We start from the raw sequence: 24,909 nt of genomic DNA on the forward strand, positions 1-24,909 counted from the left end.
AAACCCCATGAACGAAGTGGCTATGAAAATGACGGAAACGCAGCAGGAAACCATCGTCGAAGTCGACGGCGTCGCCATGCGCTACGAAGGCGGCGTGCAGGCGCTGAAAGGCGTCGATCTCAAGATCCCGTCGGGCGAGCTGACCTCCTTTCTGGGCCCCAGCGGCTGCGGCAAGACGACGTTGCTCAAGATCATCGCCGGCCTGCTCAAACCGACCGAGGGCGAGGTGCGCATCCGCGGCAGGAAGGTCACCGGCCCCGGTCCCGACCGCGCCTTCGTGTTCCAGGACTTCGCCCTGATGCCGTGGGCCACCGTGCAGCGCAACGTGGAATTCGGGCTGGAACTGCGCCACGTGCCCAAGGACGTGCGGGCGGAGAAGGCGACAATGTACATCGCCGAGGTCGGCCTGGCCGGTTTCGAGAAGAGCTATCCGCACGAGCTTTCGGGCGGCATGCGCCAGCGGGTCGGTCTGGCCCGGGCGCTGGCGGTGGAAGCCGACATCCTGATGATGGACGAGCCCTTCGCCTCGGTCGACGAGCAGACGCGGCGTAAGTTCCAGGAAGACCTGCTGGAACTGCTGGCCAAGCAGAAGAAGACGGTCATCTTCGTCACCCACAGCATCGAAGAGGCGGTCTACGTGTCCGACCAGGTGGTCCTGCTGTCGCCCCGTCCGGGTAAAGTGCAGCGCATCATCCGCACCGAGATCAACCGCGACAAGTCGCCCGACGACATCCGCCGCGACAAGAACTACCTCGATTACGTGGACGACATCTGGGCGGTGCTGCGCACCTACCTGTAGGTCGGATGGCGCTAGAAAACGGGTGACAGCATGAAACTCTTCGGAAAACAGATCCCCATCGTCTACTCGCTTTTGCTGTGGGCGGTGATCTGGGAGCTGGCCGGGCGCTACGCCGGGCTGGCCATCCTGCCGCCGCTCTCGGACGTGTTCGAGGCCGGCCTCGAGATGCTTCCCACCGACAAGTTCTGGAATGCCATGGCGGTGACCGCGGACGCCTATTTCAAGGGCCTGGCGATGGCCGTGGTCGTCGGCATCCCCATGGGTTTCCTGATGGGGGTCAGCAAGACCATCGACCGCCTGATCGGCGTCTGGGTCAACATCTTCGTCAGCGCGCCTTTGACCGCGGTGGTGCCGATCTTCATGGTGATCCTGGGCATCGGCCAGGCCACCGTCATCGCCAGCGTCTTTCTGTTCGCCATCTGGGCGATCGTCTTGGACACCCGCGCCGGGGTGAAGCACGTCAACCCGTCGCTGCCCGAGATGGCCTACTTTTTCGGGGCCAGCCGCTGGCTGATCTTCTATCGCATCTATCTGCTGGCGGCGCTGCCCGAGGTGCTGGCCGGCATTCGCTTAGGCCTGATCCGCGCGGTCAAGGGCGTCGTCATCGGCCAGCTGCTGGTCGCCATCACGGGGATCGGCGAGCTGTTCGAGCTTTATTCGCGCAACTTCCTGTTCGACGAATTCTGGGCCCTGCTGCTGATGGTGTTCGCCTTCGCCTTCGCCACCGCCGAGGCGGTCGGCTTTGCCGAAAAGCGCATCGAGTATTACGCCCGCACCCGTTAACCCGATTAGATCTTACGCAACGAGGAGAATGACAGCATGGATTTGGGAATCGCCGGCCGCAAGGCCATCGTCGGCGGCGCCAGCGCGGGTCTGGGCAAGGCCTGCGCCTTGTCGCTGGCCAAGGAGGGGGTCGAGCTGACCATCGTGGCGCGCACCCGCGAGAACATCGAAGCCGCCGCCGAGGAGATCCGCAAGGCGAGCGGCGCCAAGGTGACGCCGCTGGCGGCCGACATGATGAGCGACGAGGGCCGCGCCGCCGTGCTCGCGCTGTGCCCCGAGCCCGACATCCTGATCAACAACGCCGGCGGCCCGCCCACCGGCAACTTCCGCGACTGGGACGAGGCGGCGTGGATTTCCGCCGTCAAGGGCAACATGCTGGGTCCGATCTTCATGATCAAGGATACCGTGGACGGCATGATCGCGCGCAAGTTCGGGCGCATCGTCAACATCACGTCCTCGGCCGTGAAGGCGCCGATCGGCATCCTCGGGCTTTCCAACAGCGCCCGCGCCGGGCTGACCGGCTTCGTCGCCGGCGCCGCGCGCGAGGTGGCCAAGCACAACGTCACCATCAACAACGTGCTGCCGGGCGACTTCGACACCGACCGCCATCAGTCCAACACCAAGGCGATGGCCAAGGTGCAGAACCGCACCTACGAGGAGATGAAGACCATCCGCATGGCCGCGGTGGCGGCCGGGCGTTTCGGCCAGCCCTCCGAGCTGGGCGACTTCTGCGCCTATCTGTGCAGCCGGCAGGCCGGCTTCATCACCGCCCAGAACCTGCTGCTCGACGGCGGCAAGTATCCGGGCACCTTCTAGGCGGGGGCCTTTCGGCGGCGGTCCGCGGGCGACGCTCGCGGGCCGCCGCTTTTCCCTTGACGGGAGGCCGCCCATTCCTTAATAAACCGCCTTCCCGGGCGTATGCTCCCGGCGAAGGGTGGCGGCTTGGGGCCGCCAGTTGAGAGACCGAAGAGGACGAGACCGATGACCAGGCGCTGCGAGCTGACCGGCAAGGGTGTGCAGACCGGCAACAACGTCAGCCATGCCAAGAACCGGACCCGGCGTCGTTTCCTGCCCAACCTGCAGGAGACCTCGGTGTGGAGCGACAGCCTTCAGAAGGCCGTGCGGCTGCGGGTTTCGACCTATGCGCTGCGCACCATCGAGAAGCGGGGCGGCATCGACGGCTATCTGATCACGGCGCGCGACAAGACCCTGGCCCCCGAGTTCAAGCGCCTGAAGAAGCAGGTCCAGGCCGCCGCCGAGAAGCGCGCCGACGCCTGACCGCTCCTTCCTTCGAGACCCCGGCCAAGGCCCGCGCGAGCGGGCCTTTCGTTTGCGCGGGCGATTCTCCGATGGGGCCGGGCGCCGATCGGTGCGCCCCCTGGCGCACTTTGCGATCGCCTGGACGCGGCGGAACACCCCCACCCCAACCCTCCCCCGTTAAGGGGGAGGGGGAAGAAGGCGGTGCCGGGGCGGAAACTCCCTCCCCCCTTGCGGGGGAGGGTAGGGAGGGGGGGCCTCGAAGGGCGGAACGGTTCCGTCGGATCGCAAACCGCCTAGCGTGGGCCGTGGGCCTGGCGCTGGGCTTGCGCGCAGGCGCCGGCGGGGTCGGCTTTCCATAGGGCCGAGGCCCGCGCCGCCGGGCCTTGCCGCTCGCCCGCCGTCGCCGCCAGGGCGGCCAGCCAGTTCGCCTCCAGGTCCGCAAGGTCGGCGCCGAACGCCTCGCGGAACGGCCGCTCCCGGCCCTGGGACAGCGCCTGCAGCCGCTTCAGCCCCGCGATGCCATGGGTGCGAAAGAGATGGCCGCCGAACGATTCCGTCTCGGCGTACGCCGCGTGCTGTTTGGCGCGGTCGAAAACCGTGACCTGGCCTCCGGCCGCCAGCTTCATGCCCCAGGCCTCGTGGTCCGGCCCCAGGCCGGCCAGCGGGACCAGGGCCTTGGCCTCGATCAGCGCCCGCACCCAGTCGTCGCCGTCGAGGCCGCAGCGCGGGAAGGTGAGGGGATTGCCGACCTGCGCCTCGGCCAGGGTTCCCATCAGGTTGCGGATCAGCTTGTCCTTCTGGGGGAACACCGCGCTGGTCAGCTTGTGTGCCATCATCTGCGGCGTCTCGGCGAAGCCGAAGACGCGAACGACGCGGACCCGCCGGCCGTTGGCGGTGTCCCAGTAGAAGACGCTGGAATAGGCGCCCCGGCGCGGGGCGTCGAAGACGACGGCGATCTTGCCCAGGCGGTCCGTCGCGCAATCGGCCGACCAGAAGGCGAGAACGCGCCCCAGCAGGGCCTCGGCCTGGCCGGCCAGTCGCCCGAGGTCGCCTTGCGACAGCGTGCCGGTGGCGTCGCTGACGACCAGGTGCGGGGTGTCGATGGCGGCCCGCGCCGCCGGCCCCGGCCCGCCGGCCGCGATGCCCGCCGCCAGCATCGCCATCGCCAGGACCCGCCCGATCGTCGAGCGGCCGCCGGCCGGGCCGCGCCCCCGGAAATGACGAGATTCCGGTTTTGGCGATTGCGGCCAACCCGTTGAAAACAAAGAGAGATTGGCCGATACGCAGAAAAAAACCTCGTCATTTCTCGTCATTTTGCCAATTTCGCCTTTGATTTCAGAACCTTAAGGGACCTCGACGGGGGCCGGTCCGGCGGCGGAAAACCATGCCATCGCGCCGGGAGCCCGCGCCGCGCCCACCGCTTCCTTTTCCCATCGGATAAAGTAAAATAGGAATATACACCAATTCTCAGGAATTTGCAACAGAAATCGGGAGCCTGACGGTCGGGGAGGCCGCACACGGAGACGGCCGCCATGGGACAGGAGCGATAACTCGCGCTTCCATTCTGGTGCGACCGAATGGGGCCGAAAGGGGGCGGTCTGCCATGGAGCACAGGAACGCCGAACAGGGCGTTTGTGCAGGGGGGGGCTCCTCCAAACGAAGGTTTTCCATGACAAGTCATGGTCGACAGCGTCCGCCTAGGCACAGTAAGGTGCCTAGAGCTTTGCAGGGCGGCTATGCTCGTTTTCCCTATGCTCCATATACTTCGGCGTTGTCGAAATTCTGGGGTAACTTGCTTCGGGGTGCTCCCGGATCAAAGAGCAAACCGTATCATACAGTCCGCCAAGTCGCTCCACGTTGAGCATATCCTGTGCGATATTCCGGAAAACGCGGGCAAAGGGTTCATTTTTATAGGACCGGAAAAGCTGATTTAGCTTTACGCTGGCGCCGAGGTTTATACCTGTCAGTCCCAGCGACAAAGAAAATTGCAAACCACTTTCCGTCGACACAGCGTATTTTCTCATAAGGCGAGCGCACGATTGATCTAGGTATTTTAGAATGCCGTTGATTTCCTTTACCTTATCCGCCGCTGATAGATGATCGAGATTGTGGAAGATCGTCCGGCAATCCTGGAATTCGCTCGCACTGCGCATTGAAAGAGCGAGATCAATAGACTGTCTGGGATTGTCCGTCTTCGATATTAAATAGGCAGTGAAAAAGGGCAGACGCATCGCAAAGTTAGCCCGTCCGCTCGGCTCAAGAATGGAAGATAGTGTCTTTTGCGAATTCGCCTTCAGCGTTTCGAGCAGGTTGATCACCCGTGAGGGATAATCGATCCGACAACAGCTCTCGCAAAAGGCGTCGCGAAGAGGCGCCAAGTAAGCATCAGCCCCTTCCATATGCGCGACCGCATTATAAAAATGCGACCGCTCGGCGGCCCAACCGAAACCAAATAGTATGCGGTTCAACGCGCTTCTATAATCGATACCCGCATATTGCGGGTTGTTCGATGAGAGTGCGTGTACGAAATCTTTGATATCCGTGATGTCCGAGCGCTTAGCAACGCGAAAGGCTGGCTGGTGATCCGTTCCAGTGGCTACGAGCTCGCAATCGGTTTCCTCGTTGCGGAAAACGGTATCTATTGACGTCTCATAAGGTGCGTTTTTTGGGTCTTCTACCAAGAAGGAAAGCGTTAGATATTCGCTTGAAACAAAAACGTCCCATCGCAACTGTGGATCGATCCGGAGAGCCTCGAAAAAACTGACGACATCACCAGCCGGTTTGGACCCCTCGAATGAAAAGGTCATGCTTCGCGCAAATGTTGCTGCGTCTGTTGCGAGCGCTGCATAGGTAGGCTGATCTATCTTGATGAATTCGATGAAGTCGAAGTTTTCAAACCTTCCCGAGCGAAACTTTTTCTTGTAGTCATCGACTCCTATTAGTTTGTCGCTGAACAATATCGCCGTAATGAGCTTTTCGAGGCAGAGAATGTCGTTATCGATGTTATTTAGATTCATCGTTCGGCTGATGCCAGTAATGCGCTCCACACCGCTCAGCGTGGCGTTATCAATTAAAATGCGACGATTGGTGCTCATGTGGAAATCCCGCTCAAGCGTACCATGCTAAGTTGACAGATCTGCTTCGTCTCCGTCCAGCCCTCAGATCGTAGAATCACGGTGATCCAGTGCGCGCCATTGGGACCATGCAAGAAAGCGAGCCAGGGGATGTCGAAAGTCAATGCCGGGTTATCAGCCCGGCCTTTTAGCTTCTTGTGCAGGGTTAAGCGACGCTTGGCCGACAACCTTGTAGGCAACGTGCTCTAAGACCGAGAACTTGGCCGTCAATTGAGTAACCGTAGTGCGATTTCCGGGGATGAGTAAGTCGAGCTCGGATAATGCTGTACTAGCACTCAACAACAGTCCTCTTCCGGAACGTCGTTAACCCAGTCGCCCCAGTCGTCGTCATCGACCTCTCGCTCGGGCCATGTTGTGCAGTAATAATGGCGCGTTGACAGGCCTTGTAGCGCTGATCCGACCGCCATTCCGGTGCACCGAAGGTGTAGACAATTGTCCTCGCGCTCGATATGGGCGATCCGCACCACGCTTGCGGCATGTTTGACACCGGAAAGCCAGACCGACCAGGAAGAGTTCGCGACCGCTTCCCAACGGTCGACTGTGAAGCTGACCCGAACGCGGTTGGCCTGTCGGCGCACCGCACACGCCTGGCCGGGCCCGCTTCTTTCCCGATTGAGTGATTTGAAGGTGTGCCGTCCCTGAACAAGGATGAGATCACCAGGCTGAACGATACGCCATAAGAAGCCTGGGTCGAGATCATCGCTCAGGTTAAAGATCGTGGTTCGCGCGAAAACCGCTTCGACAACCTCACGCATATATTCGTAGAGGAGGATTCCGTCTCCACCGACATACATGTAAGGCGCATCGAGGTGCCGCTCGGAAATCTGTCCGTCGGCATTAACCCAGCCGCGCGCGGCAACACTCAAAAAGCAGCTTTGCTTGGTGAGATCAATTTCGAGCTTCCGTGCCATCTCTAGCACACGTACATGGTTAAACCACCACCAGTGATGCGCATCGACTCTCGTTGCGTCGAGAATTGCCTTAGGGTCGAGGTGCCGAACCTCTTCCTCCCATTTTTGCTTGTATGCACGAAGCTGCGCCTCACCCAGATTTTGCTCCAGAGTTCCCGTGCGGTGCGCCTGCGCGTGATGTTCCAAACATAGCACCGCCAGATTTGCCGCGCTGTGATCGTGGCTTTTCGCCCAAGGGGCGATATGATGTAGGATGATGGCTCGATCAAACGCGCGGCATACGCAGCATGCCGCGCGGTTTTCCCACAATACCTGCACGAGCGTATCGAATGGGATCGGCGGCCGATCGCCGTCGCGAACGGCCGCGATGTCTGCCGTGCTCAATCCCAGTCTGGCCAAAGCATCGTCATCACACTGCTTCAAGTCCGTCAACGTGAAACCAACCTGCTTGATCTGGTTGGCAAGGTCACTATCGAGGCCGCGCCGCATTAGCGCGGCGACTGTTCGGTTGACCCTCGCATGGTTGCGGGTGTGATTCGAGGCTCGCTTGGCTTCAGTCGTCACGCCGGTTGCCACCTGTGATATGTTCGATGCCAACTGTTCTACGCACGCTCGTAAGACTGCTGCAACTATCAAAATTCGATCAACTACAGGGCGCGTTATCTGCGAATCTTGGGGCTAGATAAATGTCTGCTTTCGGGCAACGGCAAAGCTGGCTTCAACGCCCTGCATGGCCGCAAAACAGTCGCGGCGGGCCGGGAGCCGTTTGCGCTTTGAGGCGCGGAACGAGGTAAACGGACGCTGATGCCGGGGAGGCGCTTCGGCAACGGCTGACCGCGAGCGGAGTTTCCGCCTGATGTGGAACCTTCGCATCGCAGACATGGCCGCAGACGCTCTTGGCGGGCAGGGCCCGGCGCATCGGCCCCGATAAGCGACCGCTGGGGCGGGAGCAGGCCGTTCCGGACTCCAAGCGATTTTCGCACGATGACCCGCGCGGTCCCTCTTCACGCGCTTCACGGGTTCGAAGCGAGACGACCTGCGGTCATTCATCATCCGGATGGCACGCGGCCGCTAAACGCCGGGAGTCTCCGGCGTCGGCCTGTCATCGCCGCTCAAGAGACCGCCGCGCGGAAACCGGATTGTGACGGCCAGGCCGCCGAGGGCGGAGCGCGAGAAGTCCATGACGCCGCCGTTGACGTCGACCAGGTCGGCGACGATGGAAAGCCCCAGGCCCCAGCCGGGCATCCTCTCGTCGAGTCGCGTGCCCCGGGTGGAGGCGAGCGCCGCCTGCGCCTCGGACAGGCCCGGTCCGTCGTCCTCCACCGACAGGACGAGGCCGTCGGCCGCGTCGCCGGCGGCCAGCCTGACCCGGCCGGCGGCCCACTTGCAGGCATTTTCCATCAGGTTGCCCAGGATTTCCTCGAGGTCCTCGCGCTGGCCACGGAACGCCGCGTCGGGGGCGACGTCGACGGCAATATCCAGGTTCCGTTCGGCAAAAACGCGCGCCAGCGCCGCGGCTATCTCTAGAAATCCCCCGGAGGCCCCCCCCTCACGCCCCGTCCAGCGCCTTTCTCACCGCCGTTGCCAGTTCGGCGATGTTGTAGGGTTTGCCCAGCAGCGTCTGGGTCAGATGCTGGGCGATCTTGCCTTCGCCGTTGACGAACTCCTCGCGCTGGCGGGTGAAGCCGCTGGTCAGCAGCACCTTGAGGCCGGGGCGGCGGGCCAGGGCCTCGATGGCCAGGCGATAGCCGTCCATGCCGCCCGGCATGATGACGTCGCTGAACAGAAGGTCGACGGCGGGGGCCTTGCTCAGCACCGCCAGGGCCTGGACGGCGCTGTCCGCCGTCAGGGTGCGATAGCCGAGGCGGCCCAGCAGGTGGACGGCGGCCTCGACCAGCGAGGGCTCGTCGTCGACCACCAGGATGGTTTCGCTGCCGCGCGGCAGGGTCTCGAAGCCGCCGCTGGCGGCCTCGACGGCGGCACCGGTTTCCCGGGCGCGGGGCAGATAAAGGTGGACGGCGGTGCCCTGGCCCTCTTCCGAATAGATCTTGGCGTGGCCGCCCGAGCGCTGCACGAAGCCGTACACCATGCTGAGCCCCAGGCCAGTGCCCTTGTCGGCGCCCTTGGTGGTGAAGAAGGGCTCGAAGGCCTTCTCGCGCACCTCCGGCGTCATGCCGGTGCCGGTGTCGCTGACCGACAGCATGACGAAATCGCCGGCCCGGCTGCCGGGGTTGCGCTCGACATAGACCTCGTCGATCACCTTGTTGGACGTCTCGATGATCAGCGAGCCGCCGCGCGGCATGGCGTCCCGGGCGTTGAGCGCGAGGTTGAGGACGGCGTCCTCGAGGTCGCCGGGGTCGATGTCGACCGGCCAGGCATCCCCGGCCAGCACGGCTTTCACGCGAATGGCCGGGGTCAGCGACTTGGCGATCAGGCCCTTCATGCTCTCGATGAAGGCGTTGACCGAGACGCGCTTGGTGGCCTGCGGCTGGGTGCGCGAGAAGCTCAAGAGCTTGCGCGTCAGGTCGGCGCCGCGCCGGACGCTTTTGGTCATGGCCTCGATGCTGCGGCTGACGTCGGGATTGGCCGGGGCGATTTCCTCCAGCAGTTCGGCGTGGCTCAGGATGACGTTGAGCAGGTTGTTGAAGTCGTGGGCGATGCCCCCGGTCAGAAGGCCGATGGCCTCCATCTTCTGGGAGCGGCGCAGCGCCTCCTCGGCCTGCTTGTACTTGCTGACGTCGACCATGATGCCGCGCAGCCAGCGCGGCCAGCCGCCCTCGACGGCGACGGCGGAAAGGTCGTGCAGCCAGACGGTGCGCCCGTCGCCGGCCAGGAAGCGGTATTCGAAATCGAGGCCCTGGCGCCGGGCGGTGGCCTCGATGCGCCGGGCGACGGCGAGATCGCGGTCGTCGGGATGGACGTGCTCGGCCCAGAAGCCGGGGCCCAGCCACGCCGCGCTCGGATAGCCGAGAAACCGCTCGGCCTTCTCGCTGATGAAGGTGAAGTCGAGCGTCCGGGCGTCGGCCTCCCAGACGATGCCGTCGATGGTGTTGACCAGGGTGCGGAAGCGGTCTTCGCTGTCGCGCAGCGCATCCTCCTGGCGCTTGCGCTCGGTGATGTCGGTGGCGGTGCCGATGTGGCCGGCGATGCGTCCGCGGCCGTCCCGGACCGGCGCCGACTGGCCGACCAGCCAGGTGACGCGGCCGGAGGGCGTCTCGAAGCGGAATTCGGACGAGAAGGTCTCGCGGCGCTGGGCGCATTGCGACCATTCGTCGCGCACGCGGGCGTAATCCTCGGGGTGCAGGGCGTCGGTCCACGCCTTGCCCAGGATCTCGGCCGCCGTCAGGCCGGCGTGGTCGCACCAGCGGTCGTTGACATAGACGCACCGTCCCTCGGCATCGGTGCGAAAAACGCCGACCGGAGACAGCTCCGAAAGGGCCCGATAGCGCTCCTCGCTCTGCTCCAGGGCGACCCGGGACTGGCGGCGTTCGCCAATCCACTGGGTGACGGACCAGCCGGCGCCGGCCAGCAGGATGAGGGTCAGTCCGACCGCGGACAGGCTGACGCGCAGGCTGCGGTAAAAGGGCGCCAGGGCATCGGCGTAGGACAGGCTGACGGTCACCACGAGCGGCAGGTTGGGGACCTTGCGGAAGCTGACGATGCGATCCTGGGACTCGCCGTCGCCCTCGCGGTAGGTGCCGGCGTTGCCGGCCATTTTGTCGCGAAACGGCGGGTCGGCGCGGGCGCTCTGGTCGCCGATCCAGGCCGGGGCGTCGGGGGACCGCGACAGCACGATGCCGTCCTCGCGATAGAGGGTGGCGATCCGGCTTTCCCCCAACTCGATCCGCCGATAGATCGAGGCGAAATAGAGCGGGTCGAGGGCGGCCCCGGCGACGCCTGCGAAGCGGCCCTTTCCGTCGATCAGGGGGATGCTGGCGATAACCAGCCAATCGCCGGTGGCCCGGGCGCGGATGGGCGCGGAAAGGTGCAGCTCCCGCGCCGCCCAGCCGTCGGGATGCTCGCGGTGGAACAGGAAATGTTCCCGGTTGCCCATGTCGGCGGGCAGCGGCCCGAGGGCGCCATTCGAGGAGCGGGCCTGTTGCAGGCCGCGTTCGTCGGTCCAGCCGAGCGAGCGGATGACCACCCCGTCGCCGCGCAGGGAATCGAGAAGCTGGCGCGTCGTCTCGGCGTCGCGGATGCGGTCCTCGGCGACGTCGTTGCGGATGCTGTCGACGCCGCGCAGGGTGGATTTGACTTCGGCGAAGGTTTGCGCGGCGTGGGCGGCGGCCAGCCCGGCGGCAATGCGGGTATCGCGCTCGGCCACCGCCACCGTCTCGCCGTAGCGGCCGTATTCGGTGATGCCGGCGGCGCCTGCGACGACCGCCGCACACAGGGCCACGGTCGCGAAGATCGTCCAGTTTTTCATGTTATGGTGGATCCCGCGCCGTCGAAGCGATCGAAATAGTAGCAAAGCGCGGCGGCGGGAAAAAGGCACATGCGCTTTCCGGCCGGGCGCGCGGCGGGGAAGACTGGCGCCGCGGCGGCCGGCGCGCTACTGTCGGGCCCGTTCACCCACCCCTTAAGCCATGGAGAGACAGCCTTGCGCATCGCCGACATTCCGTTCGCCACCACCGAGTGGTCGGCGATCGAGCCCACCGAACACGAGGGCGACACCGGCATGGCCTACTGGCGGACCCGCACCTTCGGCGACATCCGCGTGCGCATGGTCGACTACACGCCGGGATATCTCGCCAACCACTGGTGCAGCAAGGGCCACATCCTGCTGTGCCTGGAGGGCGAACTGGAAACCGAGCTGGCCGACGGCCGTTGGTTCACCCTGACCCCCGGCGTCAGCTATCAGGTGGCCGACGGCGCCGAGCCGCATCGTTCGCGCACCCGCATCGGCGCCAAGCTGTTCATCGTCGACTGAACCCGCCCGCCGTTCAGGATTCAAGCCGGGCGTCCATGGTGATGGGCGCCTTCAGCAGCCGCGAGATCGGGCAGCCGTTCTTGGCCGCCGTCGCCGCCATCGCGAAGGCTTCGGCGTCGGCGCCCGGGACCTTGCCGCGGGTGTCGAGGTGGATGGCGGTCACCGTCCAGTCGTCTCCGATCTTCTCGAAGGTCAGCGTCGCCGTGGTCTCGAGCGTCTCGGGCGTGAAGCCGGCGGCCCCCAGCTGGACGGAAAAGGCCATGGTGAAGCAGCCGGCGTGGGCCGCCGCGATCAGTTCCTCGGGGTTGGTGCCGGAGCCGTCCTTGAAACGGCTGGTGAACGAGTAGGGGGTTTTCGACAGCACGCCGCTGTCGCTGGTGACCGTTCCCTTGCCGGTTTGCAGATCGCCCTGCCAAACGGCGGATGCCTTGCGCTTCATCGGGGCTTCCTCCTTTCCCGTCCTGTGGTGACGACAGAGGAGGTAGGCATCGGCCGCCCGCCGCGCCAGGGGAACCCGGCCTTTTTCCCCGACCGGACCTAGGGTTTCCGCACCGCCGCCAGTTCGCGCCTGGCCGCCGCCGAAAGCAGGCGGGCGTCGTTGGAAATGGCGACGAAGTCGTAACCCTGGTCGAGCCGCCGGCGGGCCGATTCGCCCGACGGGCAATGGATGCCGACCTTGACGCCCTTGCCCTTGGCGAGGCGGAAGATGGCGTCGGTGGCCTCGATGACTTCCCTTTCCACCGGCTCGCCCGACGGCTTGTAGCCCAGGCTGATGGCGAGGTCGTTGGGGCCGATGTAGACGCCATCCAGCCCGGGCACGGCGACGATCTCGGCCAGGTTGTCGACGGCCTTGCGGGTTTCGATCATGGCCAGCGTGACGATGGTCGAATTGGCGTGCTCGAAATAGTCGGGGCCGCCGTGCAGCACGCCGCGGGCCGGGCCGAAGCTGCGATAGCCGGCCGGTGCGTACCGGCAGGCGCCGACGAAGCGGAGGCACTCTTCGGCGGAATTGATCATCGGACAGACGATGCCATAGGCGCCGCCGTCCAGCAGTTTCATGATGGCGGCCGGATCGTTCCAGGGCGCCCGGGCGAAGGGGGCCGGCGAGCGGGTGGAAACGGCCTGCAGCATTTCGATGGCCTGCTGGAAGCTGATCATGCCGTGCTGGACGTCGACGGTGACGGCGTCGAAGTCCTCGGCGGCATAGAGTTCGGCGTTGTAGGAATTGGCGATGGTCACCCATGCGGTGACGGCGCCGCGGCCCTCGGCCCAAAGCCGGCGTACCCGATTTTCGCGCATGATGTCGGTATTCCCCCCGTTGATGTGGCGTCGCGCCACGATGTCGCGGCCCAGGCTAGCGCCCGGCAGGGGCGGCGACAAGGGCGGCAGTGGGCAGGCCCCAAACAGGGCGTCGAACACGTCGCGGTTGCGGCCCGGCGCAGGATTTTCGGAAGAAAGGCTTTTGCGTCCTTGCTTAATGGCGCGCGGTGCCCCATATATGCGACGTCGATAGATGGCCGGATGAATTGGCGTTGAGCCGAAATCTTCCTTACCTGAACATGCAGCTTCGACGGCCCGCGATGGCGGGAATGCACCACCTCTATTTGTGAAAGGGTTTCCTTTATGACGACGGGAACCGTGAAATGGTTTAATGCCCAGAAGGGTTTCGGTTTCATCGCGCCGGACGGCGGCGGGAATGATGCCTTCGTCCACATCAGCGCCGTTGAGCGCGCGGGGCTTGGCGATCTGCGCGAAGGTCAGAAGGTGAGCTACGAGCTCGTCTCCGACCGCAAGAGCGGCAAGATGTCGGCCGACAATCTCAAGGCTCTCGACTGAGTGCAACGCCGGCGGCCGCGGAGCTCCGCGACCCCGCCGGCGGCCGCATCGATCCGCCAAGCCGACCACGGATGAACTGGCGGCTTGAATGGGCGATGCGGCGGCATGCTGCCCGAGAAGGCGCCTGGCGCCTGGCCCCGCGCCTCTTCGAGGCAGCGGGGCCTTTTGCTTTTTCCGGCCGCGGACGGCAGCCTGGCTTGCCGCCGGAAGCCCGTGTCCCAGAAGGAGAAGATCATCATGCGCTACCTTGGCGGACTGCGCGGCGCCGGCAACCTGACCTGGGGGGACGAAGCGGGGGCCCGGGCCGATTACGACTTCGAGGGTTTCCAGACCGGGCCCGGGCAGGTGATGTGCAGCGGCGAAATCCGGTTGGCTCCCGATGTCCTGCGCAGCGTGTTCGGCCGCCGGGATGTGCAGCTGGTGACCGACGACGGGCGGCGCCTCAGCCTTCGCTTTTCCGAACGGCAGCTGGCGGCGGCAAGCGACAGCGCCCATGTGGACGTCGCGGGCGACCTGCCGCCCGCCTCCGAGTGGCGCCACTGACCCTTGGCTCTTCGCCGCTGACTAGTGGACCCTGGCGCCGCGCCGCGGGGCGCGGGGGTCGCGTTCGCCGGCATCCTCGTCGAACAGATCGGCCAGGTTCTTCATCATGGTGCCGCCCAGTTCCTCGGCATCGGCGATGGTGACGGCCCGCTTGTAGTAGCGGGTGACGTCGTGGCCGATGCCGATGGCGGAGAGTTCGACCAGCGAGTGGGATTCGATCCAGGCGATGACGTCGCGCAGGTGCTGTTCGAGATAATTGCCGGGATTGGCCGAAAGGGTGGCGTCGTCGACCGGCGCGCCGTCGGAAATCACCATCAGGATGCGCCGCTGTTCGGGGCGCGCCATCAGCCGGTTGAAGGCCCACAGCAGGGCCTCGCCGTCGATGTTCTCCTTCAAAAGCCCTTCCCGCAGCATCAGGCCCAGGTTGCGCCGGGCCCGGCGCCACGGCGTGTCGGCGGCCTTGTAGACGATGTGCCGAAGGTCGTTGAGCCGCCCGGGGTTCTTGGGCTTGCCGGCCTCGACCCATTGCTCGCGCGAATCGCCGCCCTTCCAGGCGCGCGTCGTGAAGCCCAGGATCTCGACCTTGACGCCGCAGCGTTCCAGCGTGCGGGCCAGGATGTCGGCGCTCATGGCGGCGACCGTGATCGGCCGGCCGCGCATCGAGCCGGAGTTGTCGATCAAGAGCGTCACCACGGTGTCGCGGAAGTTGATGTCGGATTCGCGCTTGAAGGACAGCGGATGCACCGGATCGATGACGATGCGGGCCAGCCGCCCGGCATCCAGAATCCCCTCGTCCAGGTCGAACATCCACGAGCGGGTCTGCTTGGCCATCAGGTGGCGTTGCAGGCGGTTGGCCAGCGTCGAGACCACGCCCTGAAGGTGGGAAAGCTGCTGGTCGAGATGGGCGCGCAGGCGGTTCAGCTCCTCGGCCTCGGTCAGCTTGTCGGCCTCGATCACCTCGTCGAAGCGGGTGGTGTAGACCTTGTAGGAATCCTCGGCCGCGAGCCCGCTGTTGGGCAGCCGCGACTGCCAGCGGGCCGGGCCCGAGGGCATCTCGTCGTCGCCGCCATCGACCATGCGGTCCTGCTCGGCCACCGCCGTGCCTTCGCCGTCTTCGGAGTCCTCGGCGTCCTCGCCCTCGCCGGGCAGCGGCGTATCGCTGTCCTGCTCGCTGCCGCGCGACTGCGGCGGCGGCTGGTTCTGCGCGGTGCCGTCGTCCTCGGCCTCTTCGTCGGGCTCGGGCGGCAGGTCGGTCTCCTCGGCGATCTCCAGCGCGTGCATCATCTCGCGCACGGTCGAGGCGAAATCCTCCTGGTCGTCCATCCGCTCGTGCAGGCGGGCCAGCAGGGGGCCGATGCGCTGGCCGAGCCACGGCCGCCAGAGGTCGGCCAGTCCGGCCGCGGCGGCGGGCAGGGGGGCGGCGGTGAGGCGCTCGCGGACCAGCAGATGCAGGGCGTCGGCCAGTTGGCTTTCGTCGCGGCTGGCGACTTCGGCCAGGCCGCCGGCGCGGCAGGTTTCGTCCAGGCAGAAGGCGAGGTTCTGGGCGACGCCGGCCATGTCGCGGGCCCCGATGGCCTCGACCCGGATCTGCTCGATGCTGTCGAACAGGCGCCGCGCCTGGAAGCCGGTGGGCAGGCGGCGGCGGTGCACCGCCTCGTCGTGATAGCGGATCTTCAACGCGAACGCGTCGGCCGTGCCGCGCAGGCGGGTCAGTTCCTCGTGGGTCAGGCGGCGCGACGGCGCCGGCAGGCGGGCGGCATGCTCCGACACCCCGGGGTTGCCGTGGACGAACTCGACGGTCACCTCGTCGCGGTCGGCCACCGCCTTCAGGCAGGCGGCGGTGACGCGCTTCACGGTGTCGCGGGGGTCGTCGTTCTGCTGGCTCACGGGCTCCGTCCGGTTTCTCTGCCGTCCTCAGACGGCGGTGGCGCTGGCCAGCGATTCGGGCAGTTCCTCCCCGAAGCAGCGCTGGTAGTACTCGGCGACGATCGGCCGTTCCAGCTCGTCGCACTTGTTCAGGAAGGTCACCCGGAAGGCGAATCCGCGGTTGCCGAAGATCTCGGCGTTTTCGGCCCAGGTGATGACGGTACGCGGGCTCATCACGGTCGAGATGTCGCCGTTGATGAAGCCGCTGCGCGTCAGTTCCGCGACCCGCACCATGGCCGCCACTTCCTCGCGCCCCTGGGCGCCGCCCTGCGACGGCACCTTGGCCAGCACGATGCGGACCTCGTCGTCGTGTGGCAGGTAGTTCAGCGTGGCGACGATGTTCCAGCGGTCCATCTGGCCTTGGTTGAGCTGCTGGGTGCCGTGATAAAGCCCGGTGGTGTCGCCCAGGCCCACCGTGTTGGTGGTCGAGAACAGCCGGAAACAGGGGTGCGGCCGCAGGACGCGGTTCTGGTCCAGAAGCGTGAACTTGCCCTCGACTTCCAGCACCCGCTGGATGACGAACATGACGTCGGGACGCCCGGCATCGTACTCGTCGAAGACCAGGGCGGTGGGGTGCTGCAGCGCCCACGGCAGCAGGCCCTCGCGGAACTCGGTCACCTGCTTGCCGTCCCGGAGCACGATGGCGTCCTTGCCGATGAGGTCGATGCGGCTGACGTGGGAATCGAGGTTGACGCGGATGCACGGCCAGTTGAGGCGGGCCGCCACCTGCTCGATGTGGGTCGACTTGCCGGTGCCGTGGTAGCCCTGGACCATCACCCGGCGGTTGCGCGAGAAGCCGGCCAGGATGGCCAGCGTGGTGTCGCGGTCGAACTGGTAGGCCTCGTCGACGTCGGGGACATACTCGGCGCCCATGCTGAAGGCCGGCACCTCCATGTCGCTGTCGATGCCGAAGCATTGGCGCACCGAAACCATGATGTCGGGGGCGTCCAGCGGAAAGCTGGTGTCGGCGTGGTGGATCGAGGCAGACGCGGTCATTTCATCGAGTTCCGTTTCTTTTCAGGAAAGGGCCGAAGGCGAGCGAACGGCGTGTCCGTTGGCGGACGACGCGGCCGATACCGGCGGCCGGCGTCACGGCGCCAGGCTCTGCATGATGGTATGATAGGCTTGGTTGATGCGCTTGAACATCTCTTCCGAGGCCTTGTCGCCGCCATTGACGTCGGGATGGTGGCGCTTGACCAGTTGCTTGTAGCGGGCCTTGACGACACCCACCGTAACCGGCGGCTTGAGGTCGAGCACGATCAGGGCCTCCTCGGCGGCCGAACCGGGCTCGTCGCGATGGGGAGGCGCCTGGCGGGGCCCCGCGTCGGCATCGTCCCCGAACAAGCCGAACGGATCGTCGCCGCGGCGGCCGAAGCGGAAGGCCGACGGGCGAACCCCGAACGGCCAGGTGGGCCGCCGGCCGACGGTGTCGCGGCGGATTTCCGCCTCGATCTGCTCCTCGCTCATGCCCTCGTAATAGTTCCAGGCGGCGTTATAAAGCCGCACGTGTTCCAGGCAGAACCAGTTGTAGGCATCGAGGCGGTCGCGCGACTTCGGCGCCCGGTGTTCGCCGAGGCGCTCGCATCCCGGCCAGTCGCACGAGCGTTCGTGGGCGCGCGCATGCGCAAACGCCTCAACGCCCGGCGTATAGCCGTTGAAGGGTCTGGCTCGTCCTTTGGCCATGCGGGCAAATATGCGCCCTCGGATGCCCGATGACAACCCGGGACGGGCGGCTTTCAGGCACGGCGAAGGTCGGCCAGACTGACCGCCAGGACGCCGCCGAGGATGAGGGCCAGGCCCAGCATCTTGGCCGCCGACAGCGGCTCGCCCAGCAGGATGGCGGAGGTGAGGACGCCGACCACCGGCACGCCCAGCGAGCCCACCGCCGTGCTGGTCGCCGGCAAATCGCGCATGACGACGACGAAGGCCCACAGGCAGAAGGCGGTGGCCAGCGCGCCGTTGTAGGCGAGCACGGCGACGAGCGGCACCGACCATTGGACGGCCGGCGGCCCGTCGAAGAGAAGGGCCGCCGGCACCAGGACGGCGGCGCCCAGCAGCATCTGCCAGGGGGCGAGTTCGAAGGCCTGCACGGCGCGGCCCTGTGCGCGCATGTGAACGATGACCGCCGCCGAAATCATCGCCGCCAGCACCAGCAGGCCGTTGCCGGTCATCGTCGCGGTGTCGGCGAGATCGAGCGCCGCCGGCCCCGACAGCACGAAGACGCCGACGAGGCCGAGCGCGATGCCCAGCAGTTTGCGGACGCTCAGGCGCTCGCCCAGGAAAAGGGCGGCCAGCGGCGCCACCCACAGCGGCGTCGTATAGGCGAGGATGGCCGAACGGCCGGCCTCGATGAACTGAAGGCCCAGATGGACGAGGGCGATGTTGACGCCGACCTGGCCGACGCCGACCGACAGCAGCACGCCGACGTCGCCGCGGCGGGGCGGGCGAAGCCGGCCGAGGGCGGCCAGCAGCGGAAACAGGAAGGCGGCGGCCAGCGCGACCCGGCTGGCGGCGAACCACAGGGGCGAGATGTAGGCCAGGCCGGCCTTCATGATCGGCCAGTTGATGCCCCACAGGAAAATGACGGCCAGCAGCAGCAGGTAGGCCCGGCGTTCCGGCGAATGGGGCATCGGTCTGTGGTCCCGGTTGGCCGCCCTGGCGGCGGGTAAAAAGGAGAGATGCCTTGACGCGGCCCCGGACCCTACCAACTTCTGCCGGGTTGCACGACGCAAAATCGGAGAGCCGGGGCCCATGCGAGTCGCCGCCGCCATCGAAGCGAAACTGACCGAAGCTTTCCGGCCGTCGCGCCTGAAGGTGACCGACGAGTCGCATAAACACATCGGGCACGCCGGCGCCCGCCCCGAAGGCGAGAGCCACTTTCACGTCGAGATTGTGTCGGCGGCGTTCGCCGGCAAGTCCAGGATCGAGCGACAACGGCTGATTCACGCCGTTTTGGCCGCGGAACTGGCGAGTGATGTTCACGCTCTTGCAACAAAAATCTTGACGCCGGACGAAGACGTGTTTACGTGACGCCCGAGCGGAATGCTGACGGGCACTACTGAAAACAGCGAAACCGTTGTTCGCTGGCCCTGGGGGCTCCGCTTAATTTCGTTTTTTGTCCGACCGCGACGGTAAGTCTGCTGGTTTGGGGGGATGCGATGATGAAGCACCTTGCCGAATTGGGGATTACCTCAGGGTTCGCCCAGGGAAATCTCACTGAACAATCCGACAATACGGTCCAGCTTTTTCCGATCGAGGAGAAGCGGGATTACTTCGTGAAGAAGAACGGGATCAGCTACGCCGGCACCCATCTCCTGCTGGAGATGTGGGGGGCGGAGAACCTCGACGATCCCGAATTCATCGAGACGGCGCTGTGCGATGCCGCCCGGGCCGCGGGGGCCACGATCCTGCACGCCCACACCCACCACTTCTCGCCGTACGGCGGGGTGTCGGGCGTGGTCGTCCTGGCCGAATCGCACATCAGCATCCATACATGGCCTGAACGCGGGTACGTGGCGCTGGACATCTTCATGTGCGGGGAATGCGACCCGTACAAGGCGGTGCCCGTGCTGCGCGAAGCCTTCACGCCGGACAGCCTGCAGATCTCGGAACACAAGCGGGGCCTGATTCCGTGACGTGGTTCACCGAGGCGCTCTACGCGGACCCCTCGCATGAAGGGTACGCGCAGACCTTCTATGTCTCGCGCGAACTGGTGCGGCGGCGGACCGATTTTCAGGAACTGGTCATCTTCGAGACGCCGCACCACGGCCGGGTGCTGGCGCTGGACGGCGTCATCCAGGCGACCGAGAAGGACGAGTTCGTCTATCACGAGATGCTGGCCCACGTGCCGCTGTTCGCCCTTGGCAGCGCCAAGCGGGTGCTGATCGTCGGCGGCGGCGACGGCGGCATCTTAAGGGAAGTGCTGCGCCATCCGGTCGAGCAGGTGCGCCTGGTCGAGATCGACGGCGCGGTGGTGGAACTGTGCCGCGAACACCTGCCCTTCTTGAGCGCCGGCGCCTTCGACGATCCGCGCGCCCGGGTGATCATCGGCGACGGCATCCGTTTCGTCGCCGAGAGCATGGAGACCTTCGATCTCATCGTCGTCGATTCGACCGACCCGGCCGGCCCCGGCGAGGGGCTGTTCACCGAGGCCTTCTACGGCGACTGCAAGAAGCGCCTGGCCCCGGGCGGCCTGGTGGTCACCCAGAACGGCGTGCCGCACTTCCAGCCCCAGGAGCTGGCCCGCAGCGGCCGGCGGCTGAAGCCGCATTTCGCCGACGTCGGCTGCTATCTGGCGGTGGTGCCGACCTATGTCGGGGGCTTCATGGCGCTGGGCTGGGCGACCGACGACGTCGGCCTGCGCAGGCTGACCGAGGCCGACCTGGCGCCGCGCTTCGCCCGGGCCGGGTTCGAAACCCGCTATTACAGCCCGGCCGTGCACGCCGCCGCCTTCGCCCTGCCGCCGTTCATCGCGGCGCTGCTGTAGGGGTCAGCCGAAGCCGCGGACCAGGCTGCCGACGATCAGGTACCAGCCGTCGACCAGCACGAAGAAAATGATCTTGAAGGGCAGCGCGATCATGATCGGCGGCAGCATCATCATGCCCATCGACATCAGGACGGCGGACACCACCATGTCGATGATGAGGAACGGGATGAAGATGAGGAAGCCGATCTCGAAGGCCCGCCTCAGTTCGCTGATCATGAAGGCGGGGATGAGCACGCGCAGCGGCGGCGCCTCGCGCATCTGCTCGTCGGAAACCTTGGCCAGGTCGGCGAACAGCATCAGGTCGCGCTCGCGGGTATGCACCATCATGAAGTCGGAAATCGGCTTCATGGTGCGATCGAAGGCCTCGAACTCGTCGATCTCCTCGGCGATCAGCGGCTTGATGCCCTGGTCGTAGGAGGCCTGGAAGGTCGGCATCATGACGAACACGGTCAAAAAGAGGGCCAGGCTGACCAGCACCTGATTGGGCGGCGTCTGCTGGGTGCCGAGCGCGGTGCGCAGGAACGACAGCACCACCATCATGCGGGTGAACGACGTCACCATGACGAGGATGGAGGGCGCCAGGCTCAGCACCGTCAGCAGCAGGAAAAGCTGGATGACGCGCGCCGTGGAACTGCCGCCGCCCTCGCCCAGGTCCAGCGACAGGCTCTGGGCGGCGGCCGGCGCGGCGGCGAATGCCAGGACCACGAGGCCGGCGGCCAGCACGCCGGCGCAGCGAAGCCGGTGTCGGCTCATCGGGGCGCGTCCGGTTTGGCGGCCGCCACCGTCTCGGCCAGCACCTCGCCGAAGCCGTCGGACGGGGCCGGAATGGCGCGATCGAGCAGGAGGTCGGAGGTGGCGCCCAGCAGCACCAGGTATTCCACCTGGTCGCGGCGCACCAGCGCCAGGCGCCGGCGGGGGTCCAGCGGAATGATCTCGACCACGGAAAGCCGGCGCGCCCGCTTGCCGCGCGACGCCACCCGATAGCCGAAGCCCAGGCGCCGCGCCACCACCGCCAGCAAGGCGATCAGCGCCAGCACGAAGATCAGCGCGAAGACGAACTGCAGGTACTGGCCGAAGCCCATGTCCATTGCGACGGTGTCCCAGCCTAATCGTCGGTGCCGTCGGAGACGGGCTGGCGGGCATAGGCGTTGAGCACCCGGCTGCGGGGCACAGCCTCGCTTTCGGTACCGCCGACGCGGCCCCGGATGGCGGATTCCAGGTCGTCGAGCGCGCGCACCAGGCTTTCCATCGCCCGGGCGACGACGTCGCGGGTGGCCGGCGGCGTCTTGCGGACGCGGGCGCACAGGGCATCGATGCGGCCTTCCAGCGTGGAAAGGTCGATGGTCCGGCCATCGGCCATCAGCCGGCGGGCGGTGGCGATGACCGAGGCCACCTTGTCCATCTCGAGGGCGAGATCGGCGGGAAGCGTCTGGGGGGTATCGTTCATCGGGCCGCCTCCTCGGGCGGGGACTGGGGGTCGAGAATGGGGCTGGCGACGCCGTTGGCCCGATACACGTAGGCCAGGATTTCGGCGACCGCGGCCATCGCCTCGAGGGGGATTTCGGCATCGACGTCGACGGCGCTCAAGACCTCGACCAGGTCGGCGTCCTCGCGCACCTTGACGTGGTTGGCGAAGGCGACCTGCAGGATCTGCTCGGCGACGGCGCCGCGACCGCTGGCGACGACGCGCGGACGGGCTTCGCGTTGGGGCTCGTGGGCCAGCGCCACCGCCTTCTGCACCTTGTTCTTGCCGCCTGCGAAACCGCCGTCCGACTCGGTCACCGCCTGATCCATCCGCTCGAGTTGCGCGTCAAACCGGCGGCCAGTGTGCCCTCGCCATGCTTAACATTTGTTTAAGTCGGCGTTTGGCCTGAAAATCATTCCATATCAATATGTTGACGTGAGACCGGGGGCCGGGAGGGGCCCCCCTGGTTGGGGTCCGCCTGCTTTTACGCTTTCTTAAGGGCGCCTCCCGATACTGGCCTCGAAACAGGGCCGGCGGGGCTGCCGGCAAACGATGGGTTGGGTGCTCATGGATCTCGACAAGCTCTCATTTTTCGCGATGGCGAAGAAGCGCCTGGCATGGCTGACCCAGCGCCAGGAGGTGCTGGCCCAGAACGTCGCCAATGCCGACACCCCCGGCTATCGCTCCAGCGACTTGAAGCCGTTCGCCTTCGAGGAACTGGTGCGGCGCGAGAACATGCAGATCAACATGGACGTTACCCAGGCCAACCATGCCGAGGGGCGGCGCAAGCGCCTGCGCGATTTTGCGGAGAAGACCGAGCGCAAGCCGTTCGAAACGGCGCCGGCCGGCAACGCGGTGATCCTCGAGGAACAGATGTCCAAGCTCAACGACAGCTTCATCAGCCACAAGCTGACGACCGAGCTTTACGTCAAGCACCTCAAGATGATCCGCGTGGCGATCGGCAAGGGTTGACGCGGAAGGAACGGGACATGGACGATCTTCTCAAGACCTTCAGGATTTCGGGCTCGGGCATGAAGGCCCAGGGCACCCGCCTGCGGGTGATCTCGGAAAACCTCGCCAACGCCGATTCGCTGCCCCGCGCGCCGGGACAGCAGCCTTACCGCCGCAAGGTGGTGACCTTCAAGAACGAGTTGGACCGCAGGGCCGGCCTCAACATGGTGCAGGTCGACAAGATCAACACCGAGCAGGGCGAGTTCGAGAAGAGGTTCGATCCCCAGCATCCCGGAGCCGACACCGACGGCTACGTGCAGGTGCCCAACGTCAACAGCCTCATCGAAATGAGCGACATGCGCGAGGCGCAACGGTCCTACGAGGCCAACCTCAGCGTCATCAAGTCATCCAAGGCCATGCTGACCGCCACCATCGACATCCTCAAGTAGCGGCCGGGTCGGAAACAACGGGTTTGACGGAGTAAGGGACAGATGGTGACATCGATAGCAGGCATCAACAGCGCCGCGGCGGCCTATGCCACCGCCGCCAAGCGGGTCGGCTCGGGCCTGGAGGCGCGCGACGTCGCCGGCAAGGCGGGCGGGGGCGATTTCGCCGAACTGGTGAAGAGCGCGCTCGACGAGGCCCGTCTCATCGGGCAGCGCAGCGAGAAACTCTCCATGGAGGGCATCCGCGACAACGCCGATCTCAACCAGGTCATCACCGCGGTGGCCGAGGCGGAGGTAACCTTGCAGACGGTGGTTTCGATCCGCGACAAGGTGATCGACGCCTACAAGGAAATCCTCCGCATGCCGATCTGACGGCCGGCCGAAGGAGGCCGTCGTGACCGAAGTCACCGTTCTCGATGTGGGGCGCGATGCCATGATCGTCGTGCTCAAGCTTTCGCTGCCGCTGCTGATCGCGACACTGGTGGTGGGGCTCATCATCGCCCTTTTCCAGGCCCTCACGTCGATCCAGGAAATGACCCTGACGTTCGTGCCCAAGATCGTCGTGGTGTTCGTCGGGCTGATCGTCTTTCTGCCGTTCATGATGCGCGTCATCGTCGAGTTCGGCGAACGGCTGTTCGACCGCATCGTCGGGCTCGGTCTCGGTTAGGGCATGCTGCAGGACCTTCTCACGCTCAACGTCTTCGGTTTTCTCCTGCTGTTCTGCCGGGTGGGAACGGCCTTCGTCACGCTGCCGGGCTTCAGCGCCGCCTATGTGTCGACCGACATCCGCCTGATCATGGCGCTGGCCGTCAGCTTCGTGCTGGCGCCGGTGGTGGTGCCGGGCCTGCCGGGGCCGCCTTCGACAGTGTCCGGCCTGATCGTGCTGGTCCTGGGCGAGGTGCTGGTCGGCGGCTTCTTCGGGGCAATCGGGCGCATCATCTTCGGCGCCCTGCACACGGCGGGTACCCTCATCGCCTACGAGGCTTCGCTGGCCAACGCCTTCGTCAACGACCCCATCGCCGAGCAGCAGGGCTCGGTCCTTTCGGGCTTCCTCACCACCGTCGGCATCGTTTTCGTCTTCGTCACCGATGTGCATCACCTGATGCTGCGCGCCGTGGCCGACAGCTATACGCTGTTCATTCCCGGGGAAATGCCGGCGGTCGGCGATTTCAGCGAGGCGATCAGCCGCTATGTGGCCGACAGCTTCGCATTGGCGGCCCAGATCGCCTCGCCCTTCCTGCTGGCCGGCACCGCACACTTCCTGCTGCTGGGCATTCTGGGCCGATTAATGCCGGCGCTGCCGGTCTTCTTTGTCGGATTGCCGATCCAGATCGCCACCCAGATCACCCTGCTGGCGTTCAGTCTTTCGACCATGATGTTGGTGTTCACCACGCGGTTCGGCGAGGGTTTCCGCGCGTTCACCATCTCATAGGGGCGCC

Annotated in this window: 30 protein-coding genes; 15 read left to right on the forward strand and 15 right to left on the reverse strand. The window is 65.7% G+C overall.

Going from position 1 to position 24,909, the window contains the following annotated elements; translation table 11 throughout:
• The first annotated feature begins 7 nt into the window (after positions 1–7).
• The 4 genes from ODR01_RS10850 (at position 8) to rpmB (ending at position 2,860) form a co-directional block, all read left to right on the forward strand.
• A complete protein-coding gene (locus tag ODR01_RS10850) occupies positions 8–799 on the forward strand; it encodes an ABC transporter ATP-binding protein (protein WP_316977669.1) in 792 nt (263 codons plus the stop codon).
• A gap of 30 nt (positions 800–829) precedes the next feature.
• Positions 830–1,582, forward strand: a complete 753-nt coding sequence (locus ODR01_RS10855; protein WP_316977670.1) for an ABC transporter permease — start codon at positions 830–832, stop codon at positions 1,580–1,582.
• Positions 1,583–1,618: 36 nt separating this feature from the next.
• Positions 1,619–2,398, forward strand: a complete 780-nt coding sequence (locus ODR01_RS10860) for an SDR family NAD(P)-dependent oxidoreductase (RefSeq protein ID WP_316977671.1) — start codon at positions 1,619–1,621, stop codon at positions 2,396–2,398.
• A gap of 165 nt (positions 2,399–2,563) precedes the next feature.
• On the forward strand, positions 2,564–2,860 hold the full coding sequence (gene rpmB, locus ODR01_RS10865) for a 50S ribosomal protein L28 (protein ID WP_316977672.1): 297 nt from the start codon (positions 2,564–2,566) through the stop codon (positions 2,858–2,860).
• A gap of 275 nt (positions 2,861–3,135) precedes the next feature.
• On the opposite strand, the gene ODR01_RS10870 is transcribed toward rpmB, so the two are convergent.
• The 5 genes from ODR01_RS10870 to ODR01_RS10890 form a co-directional block, all read right to left on the reverse strand.
• Complete coding sequence (locus ODR01_RS10870) at positions 3,136–4,005, reverse strand: hypothetical protein (RefSeq protein WP_316977673.1); 870 nt, start codon at positions 4,003–4,005, stop codon at positions 3,136–3,138.
• A gap of 552 nt (positions 4,006–4,557) precedes the next feature.
• The gene (locus ODR01_RS10875; RefSeq protein WP_316977674.1) at positions 4,558–5,937 is read right to left on the reverse strand and encodes a hypothetical protein; all 1,380 of its coding nucleotides are present in this window, start codon (positions 5,935–5,937) and stop codon (positions 4,558–4,560) included.
• 314 nt (positions 5,938–6,251) lie between these two features.
• The gene (locus ODR01_RS10880) at positions 6,252–7,451 is read right to left on the reverse strand and encodes an HNH endonuclease signature motif containing protein (RefSeq protein WP_316977675.1); all 1,200 of its coding nucleotides are present in this window, start codon (positions 7,449–7,451) and stop codon (positions 6,252–6,254) included.
• A gap of 507 nt (positions 7,452–7,958) precedes the next feature.
• Complete coding sequence (locus ODR01_RS10885) at positions 7,959–8,408, reverse strand: ATP-binding protein (protein ID WP_316977778.1); 450 nt, start codon at positions 8,406–8,408, stop codon at positions 7,959–7,961.
• A gap of 28 nt (positions 8,409–8,436) precedes the next feature.
• A complete protein-coding gene (locus ODR01_RS10890; protein WP_316977676.1) occupies positions 8,437–11,313 on the reverse strand; it encodes a PAS domain S-box protein in 2,877 nt (958 codons plus the stop codon).
• 69 nt (positions 11,314–11,382) lie between these two features.
• On the opposite strand from ODR01_RS10890, the gene ODR01_RS10895 reads away from it, so the two are divergent.
• A complete protein-coding gene (locus ODR01_RS10895) occupies positions 11,383–11,817 on the forward strand; it encodes a DHCW motif cupin fold protein (protein ID WP_316977677.1) in 435 nt (144 codons plus the stop codon).
• Positions 11,818–11,830: 13 nt separating this feature from the next.
• On the opposite strand, the gene ODR01_RS10900 is transcribed toward ODR01_RS10895, so the two are convergent.
• Positions 11,831–12,256: an OsmC family protein gene (locus ODR01_RS10900; RefSeq protein WP_316977678.1), complete on the reverse strand. Its 426-nt coding sequence runs from the start codon at positions 12,254–12,256 to the stop codon at positions 11,831–11,833.
• A 98-nt stretch (positions 12,257–12,354) separates the two neighbouring features.
• Entirely contained in the window at positions 12,355–13,116 is a 762-nt protein-coding gene (locus ODR01_RS10905) for an HpcH/HpaI aldolase family protein (RefSeq protein ID WP_316977679.1), read from the reverse strand.
• 324 nt (positions 13,117–13,440) lie between these two features.
• Here ODR01_RS10905 and ODR01_RS10910 point away from each other — a divergent pair, with 324 nt between their 5' ends.
• Together ODR01_RS10910 and ODR01_RS10915 are read left to right on the forward strand one after the other, a co-directional pair.
• Positions 13,441–13,653 carry a cold-shock protein gene (locus ODR01_RS10910; RefSeq protein WP_316977680.1) on the forward strand — a complete coding sequence of 71 codons (213 nt, stop codon included), beginning with the start codon at positions 13,441–13,443 and terminating at the stop codon, positions 13,651–13,653.
• 213 nt (positions 13,654–13,866) lie between these two features.
• Positions 13,867–14,196 (forward strand): hypothetical protein, encoded by a 330-nt coding sequence (locus ODR01_RS10915; RefSeq protein ID WP_316977681.1) that lies wholly within the window; start codon positions 13,867–13,869, stop codon positions 14,194–14,196.
• A 21-nt stretch (positions 14,197–14,217) separates the two neighbouring features.
• Here the strand turns inward: ODR01_RS10915 and cobT are convergent, their stop codons facing one another.
• The 4 genes from cobT to ODR01_RS10935 all read right to left on the reverse strand — a co-directional run bounded on the left by cobT (position 14,218) and on the right by ODR01_RS10935 (position 18,752).
• Positions 14,218–16,083: a cobaltochelatase subunit CobT gene (gene cobT / locus ODR01_RS10920; RefSeq protein WP_316977682.1), complete on the reverse strand. Its 1,866-nt coding sequence runs from the start codon at positions 16,081–16,083 to the stop codon at positions 14,218–14,220.
• A gap of 27 nt (positions 16,084–16,110) precedes the next feature.
• Positions 16,111–17,118, reverse strand: coding sequence for a cobaltochelatase subunit CobS (cobS, locus tag ODR01_RS10925; RefSeq protein ID WP_316977683.1), 1,008 nt, complete (start codon positions 17,116–17,118; stop codon positions 16,111–16,113).
• A gap of 93 nt (positions 17,119–17,211) precedes the next feature.
• Positions 17,212–17,805, reverse strand: coding sequence for a J domain-containing protein (locus ODR01_RS10930; protein WP_316977684.1), 594 nt, complete (start codon positions 17,803–17,805; stop codon positions 17,212–17,214).
• A gap of 53 nt (positions 17,806–17,858) precedes the next feature.
• A complete protein-coding gene (locus tag ODR01_RS10935) occupies positions 17,859–18,752 on the reverse strand; it encodes a DMT family transporter (RefSeq protein WP_316977685.1) in 894 nt (297 codons plus the stop codon).
• Positions 18,753–18,873: 121 nt separating this feature from the next.
• Between ODR01_RS10935 and ODR01_RS10940 the strand changes: the two genes are divergently transcribed.
• The 3 genes from ODR01_RS10940 to speE all read left to right on the forward strand — a co-directional run bounded on the left by ODR01_RS10940 (position 18,874) and on the right by speE (position 20,608).
• Positions 18,874–19,152, forward strand: a complete 279-nt coding sequence (locus ODR01_RS10940; protein WP_316977686.1) for a BolA family protein — start codon at positions 18,874–18,876, stop codon at positions 19,150–19,152.
• Between the two features lie 128 nt (positions 19,153–19,280).
• On the forward strand, positions 19,281–19,757 hold the full coding sequence (gene speD / locus ODR01_RS10945; RefSeq protein ID WP_449441450.1) for an adenosylmethionine decarboxylase: 477 nt from the start codon (positions 19,281–19,283) through the stop codon (positions 19,755–19,757).
• Complete coding sequence (speE, locus tag ODR01_RS10950; protein WP_316977687.1) at positions 19,754–20,608, forward strand: polyamine aminopropyltransferase; 855 nt, start codon at positions 19,754–19,756, stop codon at positions 20,606–20,608. The genes speD and speE overlap by 4 nt, the downstream gene beginning before the upstream one ends.
• A gap of 3 nt (positions 20,609–20,611) precedes the next feature.
• On the opposite strand, the gene fliP is transcribed toward speE, so the two are convergent.
• From fliP to ODR01_RS10970, 4 genes are read right to left on the reverse strand one after another with little or no spacing between them, the layout of a single operon-like run.
• Positions 20,612–21,361 carry a flagellar type III secretion system pore protein FliP gene (gene fliP / locus ODR01_RS10955; RefSeq protein ID WP_316977688.1) on the reverse strand — a complete coding sequence of 250 codons (750 nt, stop codon included), beginning with the start codon at positions 21,359–21,361 and terminating at the stop codon, positions 20,612–20,614.
• On the reverse strand, positions 21,358–21,696 hold the full coding sequence (locus ODR01_RS10960) for a FliO/MopB family protein (RefSeq protein ID WP_316977689.1): 339 nt from the start codon (positions 21,694–21,696) through the stop codon (positions 21,358–21,360). The genes fliP and ODR01_RS10960 overlap by 4 nt, the downstream gene beginning before the upstream one ends.
• Before the next feature lie 17 nt (positions 21,697–21,713).
• The gene (locus tag ODR01_RS10965) at positions 21,714–22,055 is read right to left on the reverse strand and encodes a hypothetical protein (protein WP_316977690.1); all 342 of its coding nucleotides are present in this window, start codon (positions 22,053–22,055) and stop codon (positions 21,714–21,716) included.
• Positions 22,052–22,402, reverse strand: a complete 351-nt coding sequence (locus ODR01_RS10970) for an EscU/YscU/HrcU family type III secretion system export apparatus switch protein (protein WP_394356821.1) — start codon at positions 22,400–22,402, stop codon at positions 22,052–22,054. Before ODR01_RS10970 ends, ODR01_RS10965 begins: the two co-directional genes overlap by 4 nt.
• Positions 22,403–22,625: 223 nt before the next feature.
• Between ODR01_RS10970 and ODR01_RS10975 the strand changes: the two genes are divergently transcribed.
• Genes ODR01_RS10975 through ODR01_RS10995 form a run of 5 tightly spaced genes read left to right on the forward strand, consistent with a single transcriptional unit; the run spans position 22,626 to position 24,902 of the window.
• Entirely contained in the window at positions 22,626–23,045 is a 420-nt protein-coding gene (locus ODR01_RS10975; RefSeq protein WP_316977692.1) for a flagellar basal body protein, read from the forward strand.
• Between the two features lie 17 nt (positions 23,046–23,062).
• Positions 23,063–23,473 carry a flagellar basal body rod protein FlgC gene (flgC, locus tag ODR01_RS10980; protein WP_316977693.1) on the forward strand — a complete coding sequence of 137 codons (411 nt, stop codon included), beginning with the start codon at positions 23,063–23,065 and terminating at the stop codon, positions 23,471–23,473.
• Positions 23,474–23,515: 42 nt separating this feature from the next.
• Positions 23,516–23,842 (forward strand): flagellar hook-basal body complex protein FliE, encoded by a 327-nt coding sequence (locus tag ODR01_RS10985; RefSeq protein ID WP_316977694.1) that lies wholly within the window; start codon positions 23,516–23,518, stop codon positions 23,840–23,842.
• 22 nt (positions 23,843–23,864) lie between these two features.
• Complete coding sequence (gene fliQ / locus ODR01_RS10990; protein ID WP_316977695.1) at positions 23,865–24,137, forward strand: flagellar biosynthesis protein FliQ; 273 nt, start codon at positions 23,865–23,867, stop codon at positions 24,135–24,137.
• 3 nt (positions 24,138–24,140) lie between these two features.
• Positions 24,141–24,902: a flagellar biosynthetic protein FliR gene (locus ODR01_RS10995; RefSeq protein ID WP_316977696.1), complete on the forward strand. Its 762-nt coding sequence runs from the start codon at positions 24,141–24,143 to the stop codon at positions 24,900–24,902.
• The last annotated feature ends 7 nt before the right edge of the window (positions 24,903–24,909 follow it).

This window comes from Shumkonia mesophila (assembly GCF_026163695.1).
GTDB classification, from domain to species: domain Bacteria; phylum Pseudomonadota; class Alphaproteobacteria; order Rhodospirillales; family Shumkoniaceae; genus Shumkonia; species Shumkonia mesophila.